14 protein-coding genes, 1 tRNA gene and 1 pseudogene are annotated in these 18,417 nt (G+C 70.6%); 8 read left to right on the top strand and 8 right to left on the bottom strand.

The window, feature by feature from the left end; translation table 11 throughout:
- The first annotated feature begins 288 nt into the window (after positions 1-288).
- Entirely contained in the window at positions 289-1,596 is a 1,308-nt protein-coding gene (locus MKK55_RS24440) for a D-serine ammonia-lyase (RefSeq protein WP_243938081.1), read from the top strand.
- A gap of 190 nt (positions 1,597-1,786) precedes the next feature.
- Here MKK55_RS24440 and MKK55_RS24435 read toward each other — a convergent pair.
- Positions 1,787-2,077 (bottom strand): annotated as a pseudogene (locus tag MKK55_RS24435) (transposase); the annotation flags it as partial.
- A gap of 1,021 nt (positions 2,078-3,098) precedes the next feature.
- Here MKK55_RS24435 and MKK55_RS24430 point away from each other — a divergent pair.
- Positions 3,099-8,210, top strand: coding sequence for an SdrD B-like domain-containing protein (locus tag MKK55_RS24430; protein WP_243938079.1), 5,112 nt, complete (start codon positions 3,099-3,101; stop codon positions 8,208-8,210).
- Between the two features lie 160 nt (positions 8,211-8,370).
- Here the strand turns inward: MKK55_RS24430 and MKK55_RS24425 are convergent, their stop codons facing one another.
- Entirely contained in the window at positions 8,371-9,378 is a 1,008-nt protein-coding gene (locus MKK55_RS24425; protein WP_147725666.1) for an inorganic phosphate transporter, read from the bottom strand.
- A gap of 2 nt (positions 9,379-9,380) precedes the next feature.
- Positions 9,381-10,025, bottom strand: a complete 645-nt coding sequence (locus tag MKK55_RS24420; RefSeq protein ID WP_147725667.1) for a DUF47 domain-containing protein — start codon at positions 10,023-10,025, stop codon at positions 9,381-9,383.
- 107 nt (positions 10,026-10,132) lie between these two features.
- Between MKK55_RS24420 and MKK55_RS24415 the strand changes: the two genes are divergently transcribed.
- Positions 10,133-10,369, top strand: a complete 237-nt coding sequence (locus MKK55_RS24415; RefSeq protein ID WP_147725668.1) for a hypothetical protein — start codon at positions 10,133-10,135, stop codon at positions 10,367-10,369.
- A gap of 170 nt (positions 10,370-10,539) precedes the next feature.
- On the opposite strand, the gene MKK55_RS24410 is transcribed toward MKK55_RS24415, so the two are convergent.
- Positions 10,540-10,947 carry a MucR family transcriptional regulator gene (locus MKK55_RS24410; protein WP_243935207.1) on the bottom strand — a complete coding sequence of 136 codons (408 nt, stop codon included), beginning with the start codon at positions 10,945-10,947 and terminating at the stop codon, positions 10,540-10,542.
- A 424-nt stretch (positions 10,948-11,371) separates the two neighbouring features.
- Here MKK55_RS24410 and MKK55_RS24405 point away from each other — a divergent pair, with 424 nt between their 5' ends.
- Positions 11,372-12,466: an NAD(P)/FAD-dependent oxidoreductase gene (locus MKK55_RS24405; RefSeq protein WP_243938076.1), complete on the top strand. Its 1,095-nt coding sequence runs from the start codon at positions 11,372-11,374 to the stop codon at positions 12,464-12,466.
- 10 nt (positions 12,467-12,476) lie between these two features.
- On the opposite strand, the gene MKK55_RS24400 is transcribed toward MKK55_RS24405, so the two are convergent.
- Genes MKK55_RS24400 through MKK55_RS24390 form a run of 3 tightly spaced genes read right to left on the bottom strand, consistent with a single transcriptional unit; the run spans position 12,477 to position 14,072 of the window.
- Entirely contained in the window at positions 12,477-13,193 is a 717-nt protein-coding gene (locus MKK55_RS24400; RefSeq protein WP_147725671.1) for an LrgB family protein, read from the bottom strand.
- Positions 13,190-13,588 (bottom strand): CidA/LrgA family protein, encoded by a 399-nt coding sequence (locus MKK55_RS24395; protein WP_147841528.1) that lies wholly within the window; start codon positions 13,586-13,588, stop codon positions 13,190-13,192. The genes MKK55_RS24400 and MKK55_RS24395 overlap by 4 nt, the downstream gene beginning before the upstream one ends.
- 13 nt (positions 13,589-13,601) lie before the next feature.
- Positions 13,602-14,072, bottom strand: coding sequence for a TerB family tellurite resistance protein (locus MKK55_RS24390; RefSeq protein WP_243938074.1), 471 nt, complete (start codon positions 14,070-14,072; stop codon positions 13,602-13,604).
- 217 nt (positions 14,073-14,289) lie between these two features.
- On the opposite strand from MKK55_RS24390, the gene MKK55_RS24385 reads away from it, so the two are divergent.
- The 4 genes from MKK55_RS24385 (at position 14,290) to MKK55_RS24370 (ending at position 18,134) form a co-directional block, all read left to right on the top strand.
- Positions 14,290-14,365: transfer RNA gene (locus tag MKK55_RS24385), tRNA-Thr, on the top strand.
- Positions 14,366-14,745: 380 nt separating this feature from the next.
- Entirely contained in the window at positions 14,746-15,012 is a 267-nt protein-coding gene (locus MKK55_RS24380) for a hypothetical protein (protein ID WP_243938073.1), read from the top strand.
- Between the two features lie 267 nt (positions 15,013-15,279).
- Positions 15,280-16,698 (top strand): FAD-binding oxidoreductase, encoded by a 1,419-nt coding sequence (locus MKK55_RS24375; RefSeq protein ID WP_243938071.1) that lies wholly within the window; start codon positions 15,280-15,282, stop codon positions 16,696-16,698.
- A 146-nt stretch (positions 16,699-16,844) separates the two neighbouring features.
- Positions 16,845-18,134, top strand: a complete 1,290-nt coding sequence (locus MKK55_RS24370) for an MFS transporter (protein WP_243938107.1) — start codon at positions 16,845-16,847, stop codon at positions 18,132-18,134.
- Between the two features lie 84 nt (positions 18,135-18,218).
- Here MKK55_RS24370 and MKK55_RS24365 read toward each other — a convergent pair whose 3' ends face one another.
- Positions 18,219-18,407: a hypothetical protein gene (locus tag MKK55_RS24365; RefSeq protein WP_243938069.1), complete on the bottom strand. Its 189-nt coding sequence runs from the start codon at positions 18,405-18,407 to the stop codon at positions 18,219-18,221.
- Positions 18,408-18,417: the final 10 nt, after the last annotated feature.

Below are 18,417 nucleotides of genomic sequence, written 5' to 3'. Positions count from 1 at the left end.
TGCTCTCGAAATGCGCCGTTGTTTCCTATTGCGATGAGACGACCGGCGGTCTTAGCCGAAAGATCGTTGCGCCATCACCCATTGGAATGGAAGGATCGTTCATAAGCGCTCGGCGAGGGCGAACGAGCCGGGAGCTTCGCCGACGGCTTTATGATGGGCGGCCGCATGGGCGATGCCGTCCGGGCCCGGTGGACGAGGCCAGCCGCCCGGCCGCCGATTCGTCCCCGGCCGGCTCGGCACGCCGGCCCGGGCGATCCGAGCCGATTTCCGTCACAGGACACCGCCCGTATGAGCGCCGCCTGCACGCCCCCGCTCGATCTCCCCAATGCCGTGCGGGATGCCAAACCCACGGTCGGGCGCAACCCGCGCCTGGGCCGAGCCGCCGAGATCCTGCCGGGCCTGGCCTTCGGCCTCGCGGACGTCGCGGCGGCCGAGGCGCGCTGGCGCCGCTTCGATCCGCTCCTCGCCCGGCTGTTTCCCGAACTGGCGACCGGCCGGATCGATTCGGCTCTCCTGCCGCTCTCCGCCGACTTGGCCGCCCTGGTGTCGGGACGCCCGGGGGCCTCGGCTTGGGTGAAGGCCGATCACGACCTCCCGATCACCGGCTGCATCAAGGCGCGGGGCGGCGTCTACGAGGTGCTGGTCGAGGCCGAGCGGCTCGGCCTCGCGGCGGGCTGGCTGTCGGGCGCGCCCTCCTATGCCCGCCTTGCCGACCCGGATGTCCGGGCGGCCTTCGGCGCCCACACGATCGCGGTGGGAAGCACCGGCAACCTCGGGTTCAGCGTCGGGGTGATCCACCGCGCCCTCGGCTTCCAGGTCGAGGTGCACATGTCCCACGACGCCAAGGCGTGGAAGAAGCGCCGCCTGCGCGACCTCGGCGCCCGGGTGGTGGAGCATGCGGGCGATTACGGCCGCGCCGTCGCCGTCGCGCGGGTCGCCTTCGAAGGCCGCGCCGACGCGCACTTCGTCGATGACGAGAGTTCGAAGGACCTGTTCCTCGGCTACGTGGCGGCGGCCTTCGACCTGCAACGCCAGCTCGAGGCGGCGGGCGTGAGCGTGGACGCGGCCCATCACCTGTGCGTCTACCTCCCCTGCGGCGTCGGCGGCGCCCCGGGCGGCGTCACCCTCGGCCTGAAGCTGCTCTACGGCGACGCCGTGCGCTGCGTCTTCGTCGAGCCCGTCGCCGCGCCCTGCATGCTCGTGCAACTCGCCGCAGGCTCGGCGCGGTCGGTGAGCGTCTACGAGATCGGCCTCGACAACCGGACCGCGGCGGACGGCCTGGCCGTGGCCGCCGCCTCGATGCTGGTGGCCGGCACCGTCGTCGCCCTCGTCGAGGCCGTGGTGACGGTGAGCGACGCCGACCTGTTCGCCTGGCTGCGCGATCTCTGGGACCGGGCGGGCTTGCGCCTCGAGCCGTCGGCGGCGGCGGCCTTCGCGGCGGTGGGACCGGCTTGCGGCGTCCTGCCGGACGTCGCCCACGCCACCCACGTCGTCTGGACCACCGGCGGGGCGCTGCTGCCGGAGGCCGAGTTCCAGGCCGCCCTCGCGCAAGCGGCCAGAAATCGAGCCGCGGAGGCTGAGTGCTCAATCCAATGAAGGCCTGTCGTTCAATAGGCTGCGGCGCCGGCACCATACGGCAGACGTCATAACGTACCAGGGCGGCCGTTCGTCCGTTTTCGTGAGAATATCGCCAACCGTGGTCCGACCGCCCCCACCGAGGCAGTGTGGGAACGCGGTGTGCTGTGTTGAATTGGGGCGGCGATGGCGCACGGTGCGCCGCGTGCCCTCACGCCCGCAAGGCGGTGAGGAGCGGTCCGGTGCCGAGGATCGCCATCACCCGCTTCAGATTGTGGGCCAAGACCTTCAGGCTCATCTCGGTTGAGGCGTTCTTTAGCCTGTGCATCCGGAAGTGGGTCGCCCCCATCCAGCCTTTCAGCGTCCCGAACACCTGCTCGACCGTCTGCCGACGCGTACGCATCGCGTGACGATCCTCGTCGAGCCGGTGCTGCACGGCTTCCAGGACCGCCTCGTCCCCCCAGCACGTCACCCGTCACTCCTTGGCCGGCGTGCTCCTCGCGCTTCGGTGAAGAAGCCCGATAGTGCACCTAGGCGCCGGCCCCGCCGTTCACCGCGCAACGGTGTTGAGGTCGCCGCGAGGCGTTCCGTTGGGCACCGCACGTCGGTCGGTCCGTCGGCCCTCCGCAGCCGACGATGAATCAAAGATCCGCGCGGGGCGCACAGCATCACCGTCGGTGGGCATTCCTATCCGTGATACAATCTGAGGGTATTAAGGACTCTGGTCCCCGACGACTCGTTCCGCGTCCACTGGCCGGCAGCTTCGTGGGTCCATTCGAGCGGCACTGGCTCGGCGGCGGCGACGGGCCGAGGAAGGTTCGGGCAGCGGTCATCATCGACACGTTGTTCAGCGCTATATCGTTGTCATAAAATGATCTTTTTGACGGCGAGAGCGCTGTCGGCAGCGTGTGATTGTCCGGGCCGCGGCAGCTCAGCGTCGGTGCATTCGACGTCGACACACCGCCAACGCCGACCTCGGCCGCGTTACAAATGTGGGGGCGTGTTGATATATTTCCTAGGTCGGTCATTGCCCGGGCCGTATATAGCTAATAGTTCTTGATACGCATGAAAAAAAGCAGCTCCAAAAGCTGCCCTCGATGCAGCGTGACCATGTCCCCCTGCGTCGGGTTCGTCTTGGAGGCGGGCCGATCGATGTCGAGACCAATGAAAAACATCCTTTGCAACCAGGAGATGTTGCCCCTGGCCGAGACTGTCGACCAGGCGACGCGTCGCGTTGCGGGTGGTGCACGCCTCTCGTGGGACGCGCCGCCGCATCCGGCCCGCTGCGATCGGCCATCCGTGCGACCGAGGATCATCCTCCTCTCACGCGACCTAGCCTGATCTCTTTCGCGAAAAAATCGTCCGCGCCGATGCATCGCGCGTCGTTCGAAGGCTGAAGCGGTCAGCGCGGCGCGCGTTGCTTGCGCGCCTCGCTGCAAGCGTCGCCGCGTTCGCGGCGGATGCCCTCACGGCACCTGCCTCGAGACAATCAACAACGACGATCAGACCGGGGAGAGAGCATCATGGCCGTCTATGGCAGCCTCAAGGGGCACACGTTCTTCGACACGAACGGCAACGGCACGCAGGAATACGGTGAGGGCAACCTGTTCGGCGGGTTCCCGGTCGGCCTGTACAGCGCGGACGGCAGGACCCTGATCGCGACGACCTTGACCGACGCCAACGGCAACTACGATTTCGGCCAGCGCCCCGACGGCACCTACGCGATCCGCTTCGGCAGCGGCGGCGACTTCCGCGGCGACCAGGCCACGATGACCGCGGACGGCGCCAGCTGGATCACCAACGTCACCGTCGGCCGCGGCGCCACCAACACGGTTGACCAGGGCTTCCACGTCGGCGCCGGCGGCACGATCGGCGGCACGGTCGGGACCGACCGCGATGGCGACCGGCAGGTGACGGCAGGCGAGGGCCAGGGTGGCGTCATCGTCCGCGCCTTCGACGGCGTCGGGAACCTCGTCGGAAGCACGAGCACCGACGCCGACGGCCATTACGGCTTCTCGGGGCTCGCCGGCGCCTACACCGTGCAGGTGGTCAACCCGCTGGGTCAGACCGTTGTCGGAAGCGCCTACAAGGCGGTCGCGACCTCGGTCGCCTCGGGGTCCGACGGCAACAGCTTCGTCCTGGCGGCCGCGCCGACGCTCGCGCCGTCCGCTGGCAGCGGCAGCGTCGGCGGCCACACCTTCTTCGACACGGATGCCGACGGCAGCCAGCAAGCCGGCGAGTACAGCCTCGGCGCCGGCTTCCCGATCGACCTCTATAATGCGGCCGGAACGGTCCTCTACGGCAGCACCGCCACCGACGCGAACGGCAACTTCGTCTTCGCCAACCTCGCCGACGGAACCTACGCGCTGCGGTACCACACCAGTGGCGGCTTTCACGGAGACCAGGGCATCACCACCGCCGACGGGTTCAACTGGCAGGCGGTTGCCGTCGATCACGGCGCGCCGTCCCTCGTGAGCCAGGGATTCAACTTGGCCCCCGCGGGCAGCATCAACGGCATCGTCTACGCGGATGCCAACGGCAACGGACGGATCGACACCAGCGACGGCGGACAGACCGGCGCCGTCGTCACGCTGTACGACGCGAGCGGACACGCGATCCAGACCACGACGACGGGCCCGAACGGCGCCTGGGCCTTTCTCGGCTTGGGCGGCGGGCAATACACGGTCGCGTTCGATCCCGGTCTCGGGAACGCCCTCGTCGACGCGCCCGCGAGCGTCTCGCGGACGGTCGTGAACGGCACCGCCGTCAACTACGAGCACACCCTCGTCACCGGAGCTGCGAAGGTCGCGGCCAGCCTGTTGGGCACCGTGTTCGCCGACGCCAACGGCAACGGGCGCTTCGATGCCGGCGAGGCCGGCGTCGCCGGCGCGCACGTCGCGGTGATGGACGGCGGCGGCTACGTCGTCGCGACCCTGACCGCCGATCCGAACGGCCACTACACCCTGCCGGACCCCTATGCCGGGCAGAACTACCGCGTCGTCGTCAGCCCGCCCGCCGGCTTCGCCAGCGAGGACGCCCGCGGCGTCTCGGGCCTGGCGCTCGTCCCGGGCCAGGCCCTGGACCATGTCGACCTCGCCGTCGTCGCGGCCACCCCGCCGGCCACCGTGGTTCCGCCCACGGTCAGCAAGGTCATCAACGTCGTCGTGCGCGGCCAGTCCAACACCTACTACCCCACGGTCGAGGGGCAGATCGAGGTGATGCGCCAGGAGATCCAGAAGCTGCTCGGCTTCGACGGCATCAACCAGCGCGTGAACGTCGTCGCGACGAGCAACGATCCGAACAAAGCCGACACCGAGATCGGCGGCACCTCGCTGACGGCCGACTGGCTCCATCCCAACGGACCCGACTGGTCCTCGACCTATCTCGAGCGCGGCTATCTCAGCGCGATCAACCAGCTGCCGGCCACCGACCGCGGCGCGCCGACCGCGATCGTGATGCTCCACAACGAGTGGGACAGCAACTTCACCACCGGGCTTACGGCCGACCGCTGGATGAGCGCCATGCGCTACGAGGCCGGCCTCGCCCGCGCCGTCCTCGGGCTGAGCGCCAACGACGCGCCCTACCTGTTCGTCTCGCCGATCCCCTTCGCCGCCGGCGCGCCGCAGCAGCCCCTGCAGAATCAGGCGATCGCGGTCGGGCAGGCGGAGCTCAGCGCCGACGCGGCGTTCAACGCGAAGGTGGTCACGCTGCAGAGCAGCGACGTGACCATGGATCACGACGGCGCCAACGGCGGGTTCCACCTCAATACGCAGGACCAGCAGGCGCTCTACGGCCGCGCCGCTTTCGGCTTGGCCCAGCAGTTCGCGGCATCGGCGATGCCGGGCTCGCCGATCAGCCTGGCCAACGGCAACATCGACAATCTCGGGCCGCAGGTCACCCAGGTCTCGGCGGTGGCCGGGCACGCCAACCAGCTCCTCGTCACCCTGGCCTTCGATCAGGCCGCGAGCCTGCAGGGGCTCGACGGCGTGGCCGCCTCGGGCACCGGTTGGTCCGTTCGCGCAGGCTACGACGACGCGACCGCGGAGGCCAACGGCACCGCCGCCCAGATCGTCGACGCCAACCACCTGCTGCTGACCTTCGACACCGCGGTGCCGGCCGGCGAGCGGCTGTTCTACAGCTGGGGCAGCCTGCGCCTGCAGCAGAACAACGGCCCGGGCAACGGCAACGCGATCTACGACAACAACGGGATGCCGCTTTCCGTCGATCCGCACGGCCTACCGATCGGCTACGTCGCCGCCGGGGGCCCGGCGATCACCGGCACGGTCGCCAACCAGACCACCGCGCAGGCCGCGATGAGCCCGTTCGCGACGACGACCCTCGCCGACCCGAATCTCGGCGCGACCGACACCCTACGGATCACCGTGACGGGGGCCGGCGGCACGCTGTCCGGCGCCGGGCTCGTCGCCACCAACGACGGCGCCTACATCCTGTCCGGCTCGGCCGCGACCATCACCGCGGCCCTGCACGCGCTCACCTTCGCGCCCACGATCGGCCAGCCCGGCACGACGACCTTCACCCTGCAGGCGATCTCGAACGCCTACCCGACCGCCGCCATGGACAGCACCACCTCGGTGGTGATCAAGGCGCTCGGCATCACGACGGCGCTGGCACAGGACACCGGCACGTCGGCGATCGACGGCATCACGGCGAACGCCACGGTCAGCGGCGTCACCAATGCGGGCGCGACGGTGACGTTGGTCGACGAAGCCGGCCGCACGGTCGGCCGCGCGACCGCCAATGCGAACGGGCAATACACCATCGCCCCGGCCGGGCTCGCCGACGGCGTCCACACGTTGACGGCGACGGAAACCTATCTCGGCGTCGCGGCGGGCTCCGCACGTGTCGGCCTCGTCCTGGACCGTGCCGCGCCGGGCACGCCCGGGCTCGCGCTCGCCCACGACACCGGCGCGTCGGCGAGCGACCGGATCACCTCGGACGCATCGCTCACCGTGAAGGCGGCGGAGACCGGCGGCAAGCTGGGCTACGTCGTCGACGGCAGCGCGGTCGGGACCTACGACCCGAGCACGCTGAAGGACGGCGCCCATACGGTCTCGGTGACCCAGTCGGACGCCGCCGGAAACGTCTCCGCCGCCCGCACGGTCGGCTTCACCCTCGACCACACCGCGCCGGTTGCGCCGACGATCGCGCTCGCCCACGATACCGGCTTCTCCTCGACCGATCGGATCACCGCCGACGCGACCCTCAAGGTCACGCCGGCCGAGGCCGGCGGCAAGCTGAGCTACGTCGTCGACGGCAGCGCGGTCGCCGCCTACAACCCGAGCACGCTCAAGGACGGCGCCCACACCGTCTCCGTCGTGCAGACCGATGCCGCCGGCAACGCTTCCGTCGCCGGGTCCCTCGGCTTCGTGCTGGATCACGTCGCTCCGACCCTGAAGGCCGACACCGCCTCCGGCACCGGCTTCGCGGCGGCGCTCGCCGGCAAAGTGCTGGCCAACGACACCGGCGCAGCCGGGCTCCACCTGGTGGCGGTGCAGTTCGGCAACGGGCCGTCCCACGCCGTTTCGGCCTCGGGCACGGTCCAGGCCTACGACCCGAGCGGCACGCTCACCGTCTCGGCCGACGGCAGCTACAGCTACCAGCCGACGAAGGTCGGCCACGCGGTGTACATCGAGACGGTGGCGGATGCGGCCGGCAACACCGGCCAGACCACGCTGACGATGAACGTCGCCAAGGCGGCGATCCCGTCGTCGCTGAGCTTCGGCTTCGCGCTGACCGAGGCGCACTTCGACTTCCGCGACGGTCACGCCCTGATGACGACGCCGAACGGCATCGTCACCGACCTGACCGGCGTCGCCACCATCGCCTTCACCGACGGGACCGTGCGGGAGAAGGACGGGTCGCCCCTGGTCGACGACCTGTACTACGACGCGAACAACCTCGACGTCTGGCGCGCCCACATCGATCCGGACACGCATTACGCGCAGTACGGATGGCACGAGGGCCGCGACCCGAACGACTCCTTCTCGACCAACGCCTACCTGGCGGCCAATCCGAAGCTCGGTCCCGCCGGCGTGAACCCGCTGACGCACTACGACGTGCGCGGGTGGCTGGACGGTCGCAGCCCCGGCGCGGACTTCTCGGCCGAGGCCTACCTGGCCGCGAACCCGGACGTGGCCGCCGCGAAGATTGATCCGCTCAAGCACTACCTCGCGACCGGACAGGCGGAGGGCCGCGCCGCGTTCCCCGGGCTGACCATCGCCAACGGCACGGGCGACCATCTCTACGGCGACTTCGACGCGACCTACTATCTCGCCCACAACCTCGACGTGGCGGCCGCCGCACGGTCGCAGATCGGGTCAGCGGATTCGTTCGCCTTCACGCACTACCTCACCACCGGCGCGCATGAGGGCCGCGACCCGAACGCCTACTTCTCGACCGACGGCTACCTCGCCGCCAACCCCGACGTCGCCGCCTCCGGGACCAATCCGCTGCTGCACTACGAGCAGACCGGCTGGTTCGCGGGACGCGACCCGAGCACGGCCTTCCACACCGACGCCTACCTCGCCGCGAACTCGGACGTGGCGGCTCTCGGCATGGATCCGCTCCACCACTACCTGCAGTTCGGCATGGCGGAAGGGCGCCATCTCGCCTGAAGCGCGCCGCGCCGGTGCGCCGCCTCGACGGGACGCATCGGCGCTCTCCGGCCGGCGAAGAAACCGGCTCGGCGCGAAAGCGTGCACCGGGGCCAGGGTGCTCTCCGTCAGCCGCAATGTGCGAATCGGGGCAGGCTTGCGCGGCGACCCCGACGGCGGGTCAGGCGAACAGCCCGACGAGCGCGTAGCACCCCGCCGCGATCAGCGCGGCGGCGGGCATCGTCAGCACCCAGGCGATGACGATGTTGCCGGCCACGCCCCAGCGCACCGCCGAGGTGCGGCGGGCGGCACCGACGCCGACGATGGCTCCGGTGATGGTGTGGGTGGTCGAGACCGGCACGCCGAGCCAGGTCGCGGCAAACAGCGTGATCGCCCCGCCGGTCTCGGCGCAGAACCCCTGCATCGGGTTCAGGCGGGTGATGCGCGAGCCCATGGTATGGACGATGCGCCAGCCGCCGAGCAGCGTCCCGAGCGCCATCGCGCCCTGGCAGGCGAGCACGACCCAGAGCGGGATGTAGAACTCGGATCCGAGCAGCCCCTGCGAGTAGAGCAGCACCGCGATGATGCCCATGGTCTTCTGGGCGTCGTTGCCGCCGTGCCCGAGGGAGTAGAGCGAGGCGGAGAGGAACTGCATCACCCGGAATGTGCGGTCGACCGCGAACGGCGTCGCGCGCACGAAGCTCCAGGAGACGGCGAGCACCAGCAGCAGCGCCAGCAGGAAGCCGAGCAGCGGCGACAGCACGATCGCGGCGATGGTCTTGCCGAGGCCGGCCCACACGATCACCGGCGGCCCGGCCTTGGCGAGGCCCGCGCCGACGAGCCCGCCGACGAGGGCGTGCGAGGAGCTCGACGGGATGCCGAGCACCCAGGTGGCGACGTTCCAGGCGATCGCGCCGATCAGCGCGGCGAAGATCACCGGCGCGTCGACGATGCTGGCGTCGACGATGCCGGTCCCGAGCGTCTGCGCCACGTGGAGGCCGAAGAACAGGAAAGCGATGAAGTTGAAGAACGCCGCCCAGATCACGGCGTAGCGCGGCCGCAGCACCCGCGTCGAGACGATGGTGGCGATCGAGTTGGCCGCATCGTGCAGGCCGTTGAGGAAGTCGAAGACCAGCGCGACGGCGATCAGTCCGACGAGCCAGGGCAGCGCGAGCGCGGTGATCGTCATCCTCAGACGTTCTCGATGACGATGCCGCTGATCTCGTTGGCGACGTCCTCGAACCGGTCGACCACGCTCTCGAGGCTGCCGTAGATCTCGCGTCCGATCAGGTAGCGCATCGGGTCGGTGTGGCCGTGGGCCTGGTACAGCGCCTTGAGGCCCTGGTCGTGCAGCTCGTCGGAGCGGCCCTCGACGCGGGTGATCTCCTCGGTGAGGGCGGAGAGCCGCGTGGCGTGGGTGCCGATCGCGCTCAGCAGCGGGACGGCCTCGGCGGTGAGGCGGGCCGCCTGCACCACCGTGTCGCCCATCTCGCGCATCAGCGGCTCGAAGGTGCGGATCTCGTAGAGCTCGATGGTCTTCACGGTCTTCTGCATCTGGTCGATGGCGTCGTCCATCGACTGGATCAGGTCCTTGATGTCGCCGCGGTCGAACGGGGTGATGAAGCTGCGGCGCACCGCGAGCAGCACCTCGCCGGTGATCGCGTCGGCCTCCGCCTCGCGCGCCACGATCGTGCGGCCGAACTCCGGCACGGCATCGCCGCCCTGGAGCAGGCCGTGAAGGGCGTCGGCTCCGGCGACCAACGTCTCGGCGTGGCGCGCGAACAGATCGAAGAACCGATCCTCGCGCGGCATCAGCGCCCGGAACCATCCCAGCATCGCGGCGATACCCCTCGGCGCCCGACCGTCGACGCGCCGCTTCCGGTCCCTCGTGGCACGCTTTGCGGCTCGGCGCGAGGGCGGGCGCGTGAAAGGCTCGACCGATCATGCCGAAGCGTATCGGACGGCGCTACACCACCTTCCTCGTCGCGGTGACCGCGGACGCGGCCACAAGCACGGTGCCGGCTTCGGTCTACGCGGTGATGGCGCGACGCCCGGACGAGGCGTTGGAGATCGTGCGCGCGCAGGCCGACGGGAGCGACGAGGTCGTCGTGGTCGGGTCGCTGTCGAGCCGCATGGCGAAGGCGATCCGGCTGTCGGCGGGCGAGATGCGCGCGATCTGAACGGCGAGCCCGCGCATCGCCGCGACGGCGCCCGGCCGGGATCGTCGGATCCCGGGGACGGCATCGGATCGGGCCCGCACGGCGGTCGCCGCGGCAGCCCGATCCGGTTCGGCCCATCCATGCGCCCTCGGCGCCGACCTCGGACGCGAGGGCGGTCGAGGTTCAGCGGATCACTCCGCCGCCTGCTGCAGCCGCAGGCGCTGGTTCTGGCCGATGGTCCGGGAGATCACCGAGCGGCGGGCGCTGTAGCTCGCCGAGACCAGGGGGTAGTCGATCGGGAGGCCCCACTTGGTGCGGTAGGCCTCCGGCGACAGGCCGCGCAGCGTCAGGTGCCGGCGCAACGCCTTGTAGGGCTTGCCGTCCTCGAAGCTGATGATCGAATCCTGGCGGATCGAGGCGCGGATCTGGGCGTCGGTCGGCCGGGCGAGCACCGGCTTCGGCGGCGTCTGCAGGCCGGTGATCGAGCCGTGGACCGTCCGGATGAGGTCCGGCAAGCCGGCGGCCGGCACCGAGTTTCGGGCGACGTAGGCGGCGAGGATCTTCGCGGCGAGATCGATGGGGTCTGAGGTGGTCTGCACGGTCGTGTCCTTCCGAATTCAATCTGGTGGGTGCGCCGGGGCGCGAAGTCGTCGAAACCAGGATGCTTCAGCGGTCGATCGCTCTAGAGGGACGCGGCGGGAGGAGCCGCTGCCGAACGATTATGCGCCTGCGCGCTCAAAACACAACTTATGCGCGATCCATTCAGTGCGTTAAATCTACTTAGAATTGATTAACGCGCTCAATCGGGTTGCAAATGCACGCACGCAGCGCGCTCTGGTCGGCCATTTCGCTCACGGCGACAATCCCTTAGGTGAATCTTAAATCGTCCGCCGCTCGCGCGAATCGCTATACACTTTCTAGTTGTATGCCTCGCGTTGCCGCCCGGTCCGACGCCCTCGACGAGGCACCGGGCCTTTACCGGTCCGGCGACCTCGCCGAGAACGGGCGGCGGAGGATCGCATCATGGAAGTCCTGGTCGTCGGTGCGGGCGTGGTCGGCCTCGCGACAGCGCGCGCCCTGGCGCTGCGGGGGCACGAGGTCGTCGTCGCGGAGGCGGCGGAGGCGGTCGGCACCGGCGTGTCCGCGCGCAACTCCGAGGTGATCCACGGCGGGATGTACTATCCGGCGGGCTCCCTGCGGGCGAAGCACTGCGTTGACGGCGCGCGCCGGCTTTACGCGCTCTGCGAAAGCCACGGCATCGCCCACCGCGCCTGCGGCAAGCTCATCGTCGCCACGACGGAGGCCGAGGCGGAGACGATCGCCGCGATCCGGGATCGCGGCGTCGCCAACGGCGTCGAAGGACTCGATCTGCTCGACGCCGCCCAAGCCCGACGCCTGGAGCCGAACCTCGCCTGCACCGCAGCGCTTCTGTCGCCGCGGACGGGAATCGTCGACAGCCACGGCCTGATGCTGGCGCTACAGGGCGATCTCGAGGATCGCGGCGGCGCGATCGCCCTGCACACCCCCGTCACCGGCCTGGCGCGCCGCGACGGACGCTGGGTCGCGGCATTCGGCGGTGCGAGCCCCGGCGACTATCCGTGCGACGCGGTGGTCAACGCGGCGAGCCTCGACGCACAGGCCCTGGCCGCGCAGACCGAGGGCTACCCGGCCGAGCGGGTGCCGCGCCGCGTGCTGGCGCGCGGCAACTACTTCGGCTTCACGGGAAAGCCCGCGTTTTCCCGGCTGATCTATCCGGCACCGGTCGAGGGCGGCCTCGGCACCCATCTCACCCTCGATCTCGCCGGGCGGATGCGCTTCGGCCCCGACGTCGAGTGGATCGAGGCGGTCGACTACAGGGTCGATCCGGCGCGCGGCGACGCCTTCTACGCGGCGATCCGGCGCTACTGGCCCGGCCTGCCCGACGGCGCGCTGGTCCCCGATTACGCCGGCATCCGCCCGAAGCTCACCGGCCCGGGCGAGCCGGCCGCCGACTTCGTGATCGACGGGCCGGCCGAGCACGGCCTGCCGGGCCTCGTTCTCCTGTTCGGAATCGAGAGCCCGGGCCTGACCGCCAGCCTGTCCCTGGCCGAGGCGGTAGCCGACCGCCTCGGCGCGTGACGGCGCGCTCTCAGGACAGGATCCGCAGCGCCAGCGGCACGAAGATCGCGGTGAGGAAGGCGTTCAACCCCATGGCGATGCCGGCGAAGGTGCCGGCGACCTCGCTCACCTGGAACGCCCGCGCGGTGCCGACGCCGTGGGCGGCGAGCCCGACCGCGAAACCACGGGCGCGCATGTCGCGGATGCCCAAGGCCTGCATCAGCGGCGTCACCAGGATCGCCCCGGTGATGCCGGTCAGCATCACCAGCACCGCCGTCAGCGTCGGGTCGCCGCCGAGCGCTTCCGAGATGCCCATCGCCACCCCCGACGTGACCGATTTCGGGCTGAGCGAGACGATGACGGGCTCCGGGATGCCGAGGAGGCGCGCCAGCACGATCGCGCTGCCGAGCGCCACCGTGCAGCCGGCGACGAGGGCGGCGAGCATGGGCAGGAGCGCCCGCATCACCGTGGCGCGGTGCTCGTAGAGCGGCATCGCCAGCACCACCGTCGCCGGCCCGAGCAGGAAGTGGACGAACTGCGCGCCGTCGAAGTAGGTGGCGTAGGGCGTGCCGGTCAGGGTCAGCACCGTGCCGGTGATCGCGATGGCGATGAGCACCGGGTTCGCCACCGGGTGGCGCCCGCTCGCGGCCGAGATCCGGTCCGCCACGAGGTAGGCGGCCAGCGTCACCGTCAGCCACAGCAGCGGCGTGCGCGCGAGGTAGACCCAGACCGCGAACTCGCCGCTCACCGGTCGCCCCCGATCCGCGCCGTCAGCCGCGCGACCCAGAGGAACACCAGAACCGTGGCGACGAGCGCCGCCGCGGTCGAGACCACGACCACGATCGCGAGGCGAAGCCCCTGCGCCTGCACCACGTCGAGGCGCCCGACGATTCCGGCGCCGGCCGGAACGAACATCAGCGACAGGTTCGCGAGCAGCCCGCGGGCCGTGTTCTCCAACGTCCCGTCGGTCAGCGGCTTCGGCAAGACCCGCGCCAAGTGCAGCGCGCGCCGGTCGCGCAGCACCAGGAAGCCCAGCATCAGGGCCATGCCGAGGACCGGGCCGGGGAGGGGCAGCCCGGCGCTGCGGGCAAGCACCTCGCCGAGGAGCTGCGCCAGCAGGATCAGGGTCAGGCTCGCGATCATCGATCGCCGCCGCTCAGGCCGGATCGGCGGCGATGCCGGGGATGCCCTCGCCGCGCGCCCGCGAGATCCCGGCCTCGTCGAAGCCGAGGAGCTTGCCGAGCCGCCAGACCAGCGCCTCCTCGAACTCGTCGACGTGGCCGTCGGCGGCGGCGACCGACCACGCCATCGCCAGTATGCGCCCGCGCTCGCCGGCATCGGCCTCGTGCGGCAGCATCTCGACGAGGCTCGCCACGTCGCGGGTCTCGGAATCGAAGGCGGCGGCCCGGGCGATCAGGGCGTCGGCGGCCTCGGCGCTCTCGGCGTAGCGCCCGCGCACCAGACGCGCGAGGCGGTCCGATTCCGCCGGCGCGAGGATGCCGTCGGCCCGGGCCACGTGGACGAGGAGCGCGGTGGCGGCCAGGTGGGTGTCGTCGCCCGGCGTCTCGTGCGCGGCGACCCCGAGGGCCTCGGCGGCATAGGCCCGCAGGCGTGCGATCAGCGACATGGCGATGTTCCCGCGACCGGCGCGCCCGGTGCGGTGGGACCCTTCCCGCCGCATCCGCCCCCGTCAAGGACGCGAAGCCCAGCCCCGACGCTTCCCCGCGCCGCCGTGTCCCGCCTGCATCGCAGCCGGCCCCGCGAACGGTGCCGCCTTGCCAACGGCAGACCGGACGGCTATGCACCGTGGCCTCGGCGATCGCACCCTGCGACCGCGGACGGATGCCGCTTTAGCTCAGCTGGTAGAGCACCTCATTCGTAATGAGGGGGTCGGGGGTTCGAATCCCTCAAGCGGCACCATTTTGGTTGCGGTCCCGCAACGGTCCTGAACACTTCAGCTCGAATCGATGTCTGCCGCTCGCGCAGCGGTGACCCTGTGCGCCCGATCGGCTCGACGTCGTTGGAGCGATCGCCTGGACCATGCGATCCCGCGGGGTGGCGTCACGCTGTCGCCTGGAGCCGATGCGGCGCTCGCGGCCCGCCCCCAGCGCAAGCTTGCAATCTTGCCGAACGAGGACGCCGACGCTGGCGATCTGCTGTAGTTGCGGCAAGATTTTTAATCCCGGCCGGTGCGTGCGCGGCGGCACGTCGAAAATGTAAGCGGCTCACCATCTCAGTCTCAAGCAGAGAGAAACGGACCCGGATCAGGGTTTGTCCTGCAGAGGAGCCGAGACGCCATCATGAAGACCCGTATCGCCGCCATCGCCGCCGCTGCTATTCTTGGCGTCGCCACGATCTCGTCGGCAATGGCCTACGACCGTCCGGCGCGTTACACCGGTTTCGCGCCCTACGACGTCGAGACGACGGGTTCGTTCGACGGCTTCGATCAGCGGTTCGACCGCAATCCGGCTACCTGCCGGATGAGTTCCGCCGCCGAGGGCAATGCCAACCAGCAGAACTTCCCGGTGAAGCAGTACGGCCAGACCGCCGGCGGCAATCGCTGCTGATCGGCTGGCGGGCTTGGAGGTCGTCGCCGACGTCGTCCGTCGGGTCATTCCCCGCGACGTGATCGCGACGGTCGTAACGCGCGGGTCGTCGTCGGTGAAAGGCGGCGCGCCCGAGCAGAGGGCCGAGATCCAGCGGCGGGGTGCGAGCCCTGCCGCTTTCTCATGCGTCCGAGGCGGATCGACCGGCTGAGGCTTGATCGCGGCTTTTCAACCGGGCGTTGGGGCGACATGGTCCGCGCCCGAGGTCCGAAACCCGCGCGAGCTGTCATGACCCTCTCCGATGCCGTCGCTCCGTTCCGCAGCCTCCTCGGCGAGGGTGGGGTGCTGACCGGCTCCGACACCGGGCGCTACACCCGGGACCAGCGCGACCTGATGCAGGGCGAGACGGCGGCCGTGCTGCGGCCGCGGTCGGTCGCCGAGGTGCAGGCGCTCGTGCGCCTCGCGAAGGCCGAGGGCTTCGGGCTCGTGCCGCAGGGCGGCAACACCGGCTACGTCGGCGGGGCGACGCCGCAAACCGGACGACGGCAGCTGGTCGTCAGCCTGGAGCGGATGACGCGGATCCGATCGGTCGATCCCCTCGATTTCTCGCTCGCCTGCGATGCCGGGGCGATCCTCGCCGACGCTCAGGCGGCCGCGGCCGCGCACGACCTCCTCCTGCCGCTGAGCCTCGGCGCGGAGGGAAGCTGCCGCCTCGGCGGCAACCTCGGCACCAATGCCGGCGGCCTGCAGGTGCTGCGCTACGGCATGACCCGCGACCTGGTCCTCGGGCTGGAGGCGGTCCTGCCGGACGGGTCGCTGCTCTCCGACATGAAGCGGCTGCGCAAGAACAACATCGGCTACGACCTGAAGCAGCTCTTCGTCGGCGCCGAGGGCACGCTCGGCATCGTCACCGGGGTGGTGCTGAAGCTGTGGCCGGCGCAGAGCTTCCGCGCGACCGCGTGGCTGCAGCTCGCCGCCGGCGCGCCGATCCCGGAGATCGCCGCGTTCCTGCGCCGCGAGACCTCGGACCTGGTCTCGACCTTCGAGCTGATCTCGGCCTCGTCGCTCGCTCTAGTCGCCGAGATGCGCGGCGCCGCGACCGGCTTCGCCACCGGAGCCGGCGGGGCGGTGCTGCTCGAGCTCTCGTCCTCGTCGCGTCACATCCCGCTCGACGACGTGCTGATGGCGGCCCTCGAAGCCCTGATGGAACGGGCATGGATCACCGATGCGGTGCTGGCCAGTTCCGAGGCGCAGCGCCGGGCGATGTGGACCGTGCGCGAGACCATCCCCGAGGGCGAGAAGCAGGCCGGCGGCTCGGTCAAGCTCGACATCGCGGTGCCGGTCTCGCAGCTCGGCGCGTTCCTGGCCCGCGGCGGTGCCCTGGTGGCGGAGCGGATGCCGGGCGTGCGCCTGTCCTTCTACGGCCATGTCGGAGACGGCAACGTCCACTACAACCTGATGGTGCCGGCGGGCGAGGACCGCCTCGCCTTCACCCGCCGGGTCGAGGCGGGCATCGCGCACGACCTCTACGCGGTGGCGATCGATCTCGGCGGCAGCTTCAGCGCCGAGTACGGCATCGGCCGGTTCAAGCGCGACCTGCTCCGCCGCTACGCCGACCCGACCCGGCTCGCCCTGATCGAGACCGTCAAGGCCGCCATCGACCCGGACGGGCTGATGAACGCCGGCGCCATGGCCGGACGCGACTAGCGACGCTCGCCGCCGGCTCCGTTCGGTCCGCCGCTTCGCCAGAAATCCGAGCTTGGCGTCCCGCCGAAATACATGCATATGCCTGTTTCGGGCGCGGGCGCTCCGAATCGGTCGAGGGTGTGATGATGGTCGCCAGTCCGTCCCCTGTGCTGTCCGGCGCGCTCGCCCGGGCGCTGGCGCGCCGCGGAGTGCATTATGGCTGGGTCGCGGCCGCGGTCACCTTCCTCACCATGCTGGTCACGGCCGGCGCGGTCGGGGCGCCCGGCGTGCTGATCCTGCCGCTGCAGACCGAATTCGGCTGGGACACCGCCTCGATCTCCTCGGCACTGGCGATCCGCCTCGTGCTGTTCGGTTTGATGGGCCCCTTCGCCGCCGCCCTGATGAACCGCTACGGCCCGCGCCGGATCGTGCTGGCGGCATTGGCGCTGATCGCCTCGGGGTTGCTGGCCTCGCTCGCGATGACGCAGCTCTGGCAGCTGATCCTGCTCTGGGGCGTCGTGGTCGGCGTGGGCACCGGGCTGACCGCGCTGGTGCTCGGAGCGACGGTGGCGACGCGCTGGTTCTCGCATCGGCGCGGCCTCGTCGTCGGGCTGCTCACCGCGAGCTCGGCCACCGGCCAGCTGATCGTGCTGCCGATCCTCGCCGCGCTGACCGAGGCGCTCGGCTGGCGCGCCGCCCTGCTCACGGTCTGCAGCCTGCTCGGGCTGGCGGCCCTCTTCGTGTTCCTGTTGCTGCGCGACCGGCCGGAGGATGTCGGCCTGCTGCCCTACGGCGAGACGGCGGCGAATGCCGCCCCGCCGCGCGGGCCCGCCGTCGGCGCCATCGCGGCGCTTCGCGAGGCCGCGCGGACGCGGGTGTTCTGGGTGCTGTTCCTCACCTTCTTCATCTGCGGCGCGAGCACCAACGGACTGATCCAGACCCACTTCATCCCGCTCTGCGCCGATTACGGCCTGCGCCCGGTCCAGGCGGCGAGCGTGCTCGCCGGCATGGGCGTGTTCGACTTCGTCGGCACGGTCGCCTCGGGCTGGCTGTCGGACCGCTACGACAACCGCTGGCTCCTGTTCTGGTACTACGGCCTGCGCGGGCTCTCGCTCCTGTGCCTGCCGTTTTCCGATTTCTCCTTCGCCGGGCTGTCGCTGTTCGCGGTGTTCTACGGCCTCGACTGGATCGCCACCGTGCCGCCGACGGTGAAGCTGGCGGCGCAACGCTTCGGGCGCGAGCGCGCCAACGTGGTCTTCGGCTGGGTCTTCGCCGGGCATCAGCTCGGCGCGGCGACGGCGGCCTTCGGCGCCGGCCTCTCACGGACCGAGCTGCAGAGCTACCTGCCGGCCTTCTTCGCCGCAGGCGCGCTGTGCCTAGTCGCCTCGGCGCTGATCCTCACGCTGAGCCCGCCGCGGCGGGAGGCGGTGCCGGGTGCGGTGCCGGCCGCCGGTTGAAACCGCGTGCCGGCGTCCGACCCATCGCGATCGGGCATCGAGCCCGATCGCGGGCGCCGTTTACGACCATGGCGCAGGTGACGGCTACACCGTCCGGTCGACGACCCGTCCCTGACCGGCCGGCGCCGGGGGCGAAACGGCAACCGCCGTCTCCGCGACCAGCGCGGCGACCGCCTTCTGCGCGTCGATCTGCTGACGCGCGACGGCGGTGCCGATCGACTGAGACAGGGCACCAGTCTGGATCTGGACGGCTCGGGCGACGGGGCTGGTCATCGCGCATCAT

The organism is Methylobacterium sp. J-059 (assembly GCF_022829485.1).
Taxonomy (GTDB): Bacteria; Pseudomonadota; Alphaproteobacteria; order Rhizobiales; family Beijerinckiaceae; genus Methylobacterium.
This window is presented reverse-complemented; position numbering and strand designations above follow the sequence as displayed.

Excerpts from the sequence above, each read along its gene's own strand:
- MKK55_RS24440 (WP_243938081.1), top strand. The coding sequence starts at position 289 with ATGAGCGCCGCCTGCACGCCCCCGCTCGATCTCCCCAATGCCGTGCGG.
- MKK55_RS24430 (WP_243938079.1), top strand. The coding sequence starts at position 3,099 with ATGGCCGTCTATGGCAGCCTCAAGGGGCACACGTTCTTCGACACGAAC.
- MKK55_RS24425 (WP_147725666.1), bottom strand. The coding sequence starts at position 9,378 with ATGACGATCACCGCGCTCGCGCTGCCCTGGCTCGTCGGACTGATCGCC.
- MKK55_RS24420 (WP_147725667.1), bottom strand. The coding sequence starts at position 10,025 with ATGCTGGGATGGTTCCGGGCGCTGATGCCGCGCGAGGATCGGTTCTTC.
- MKK55_RS24415 (WP_147725668.1), top strand. The coding sequence starts at position 10,133 with ATGCCGAAGCGTATCGGACGGCGCTACACCACCTTCCTCGTCGCGGTG.
- MKK55_RS24405 (WP_243938076.1), top strand. The coding sequence starts at position 11,372 with ATGGAAGTCCTGGTCGTCGGTGCGGGCGTGGTCGGCCTCGCGACAGCG.
- MKK55_RS24395 (WP_147841528.1), bottom strand. The coding sequence starts at position 13,588 with ATGATCGCGAGCCTGACCCTGATCCTGCTGGCGCAGCTCCTCGGCGAG.
- MKK55_RS24390 (WP_243938074.1), bottom strand. The coding sequence starts at position 14,072 with ATGTCGCTGATCGCACGCCTGCGGGCCTATGCCGCCGAGGCCCTCGGG.
- MKK55_RS24380 (WP_243938073.1), top strand. The coding sequence starts at position 14,746 with ATGAAGACCCGTATCGCCGCCATCGCCGCCGCTGCTATTCTTGGCGTC.
- MKK55_RS24375 (WP_243938071.1), top strand. The coding sequence starts at position 15,280 with ATGACCCTCTCCGATGCCGTCGCTCCGTTCCGCAGCCTCCTCGGCGAG.
- MKK55_RS24365 (WP_243938069.1), bottom strand. The coding sequence starts at position 18,407 with ATGACCAGCCCCGTCGCCCGAGCCGTCCAGATCCAGACTGGTGCCCTG.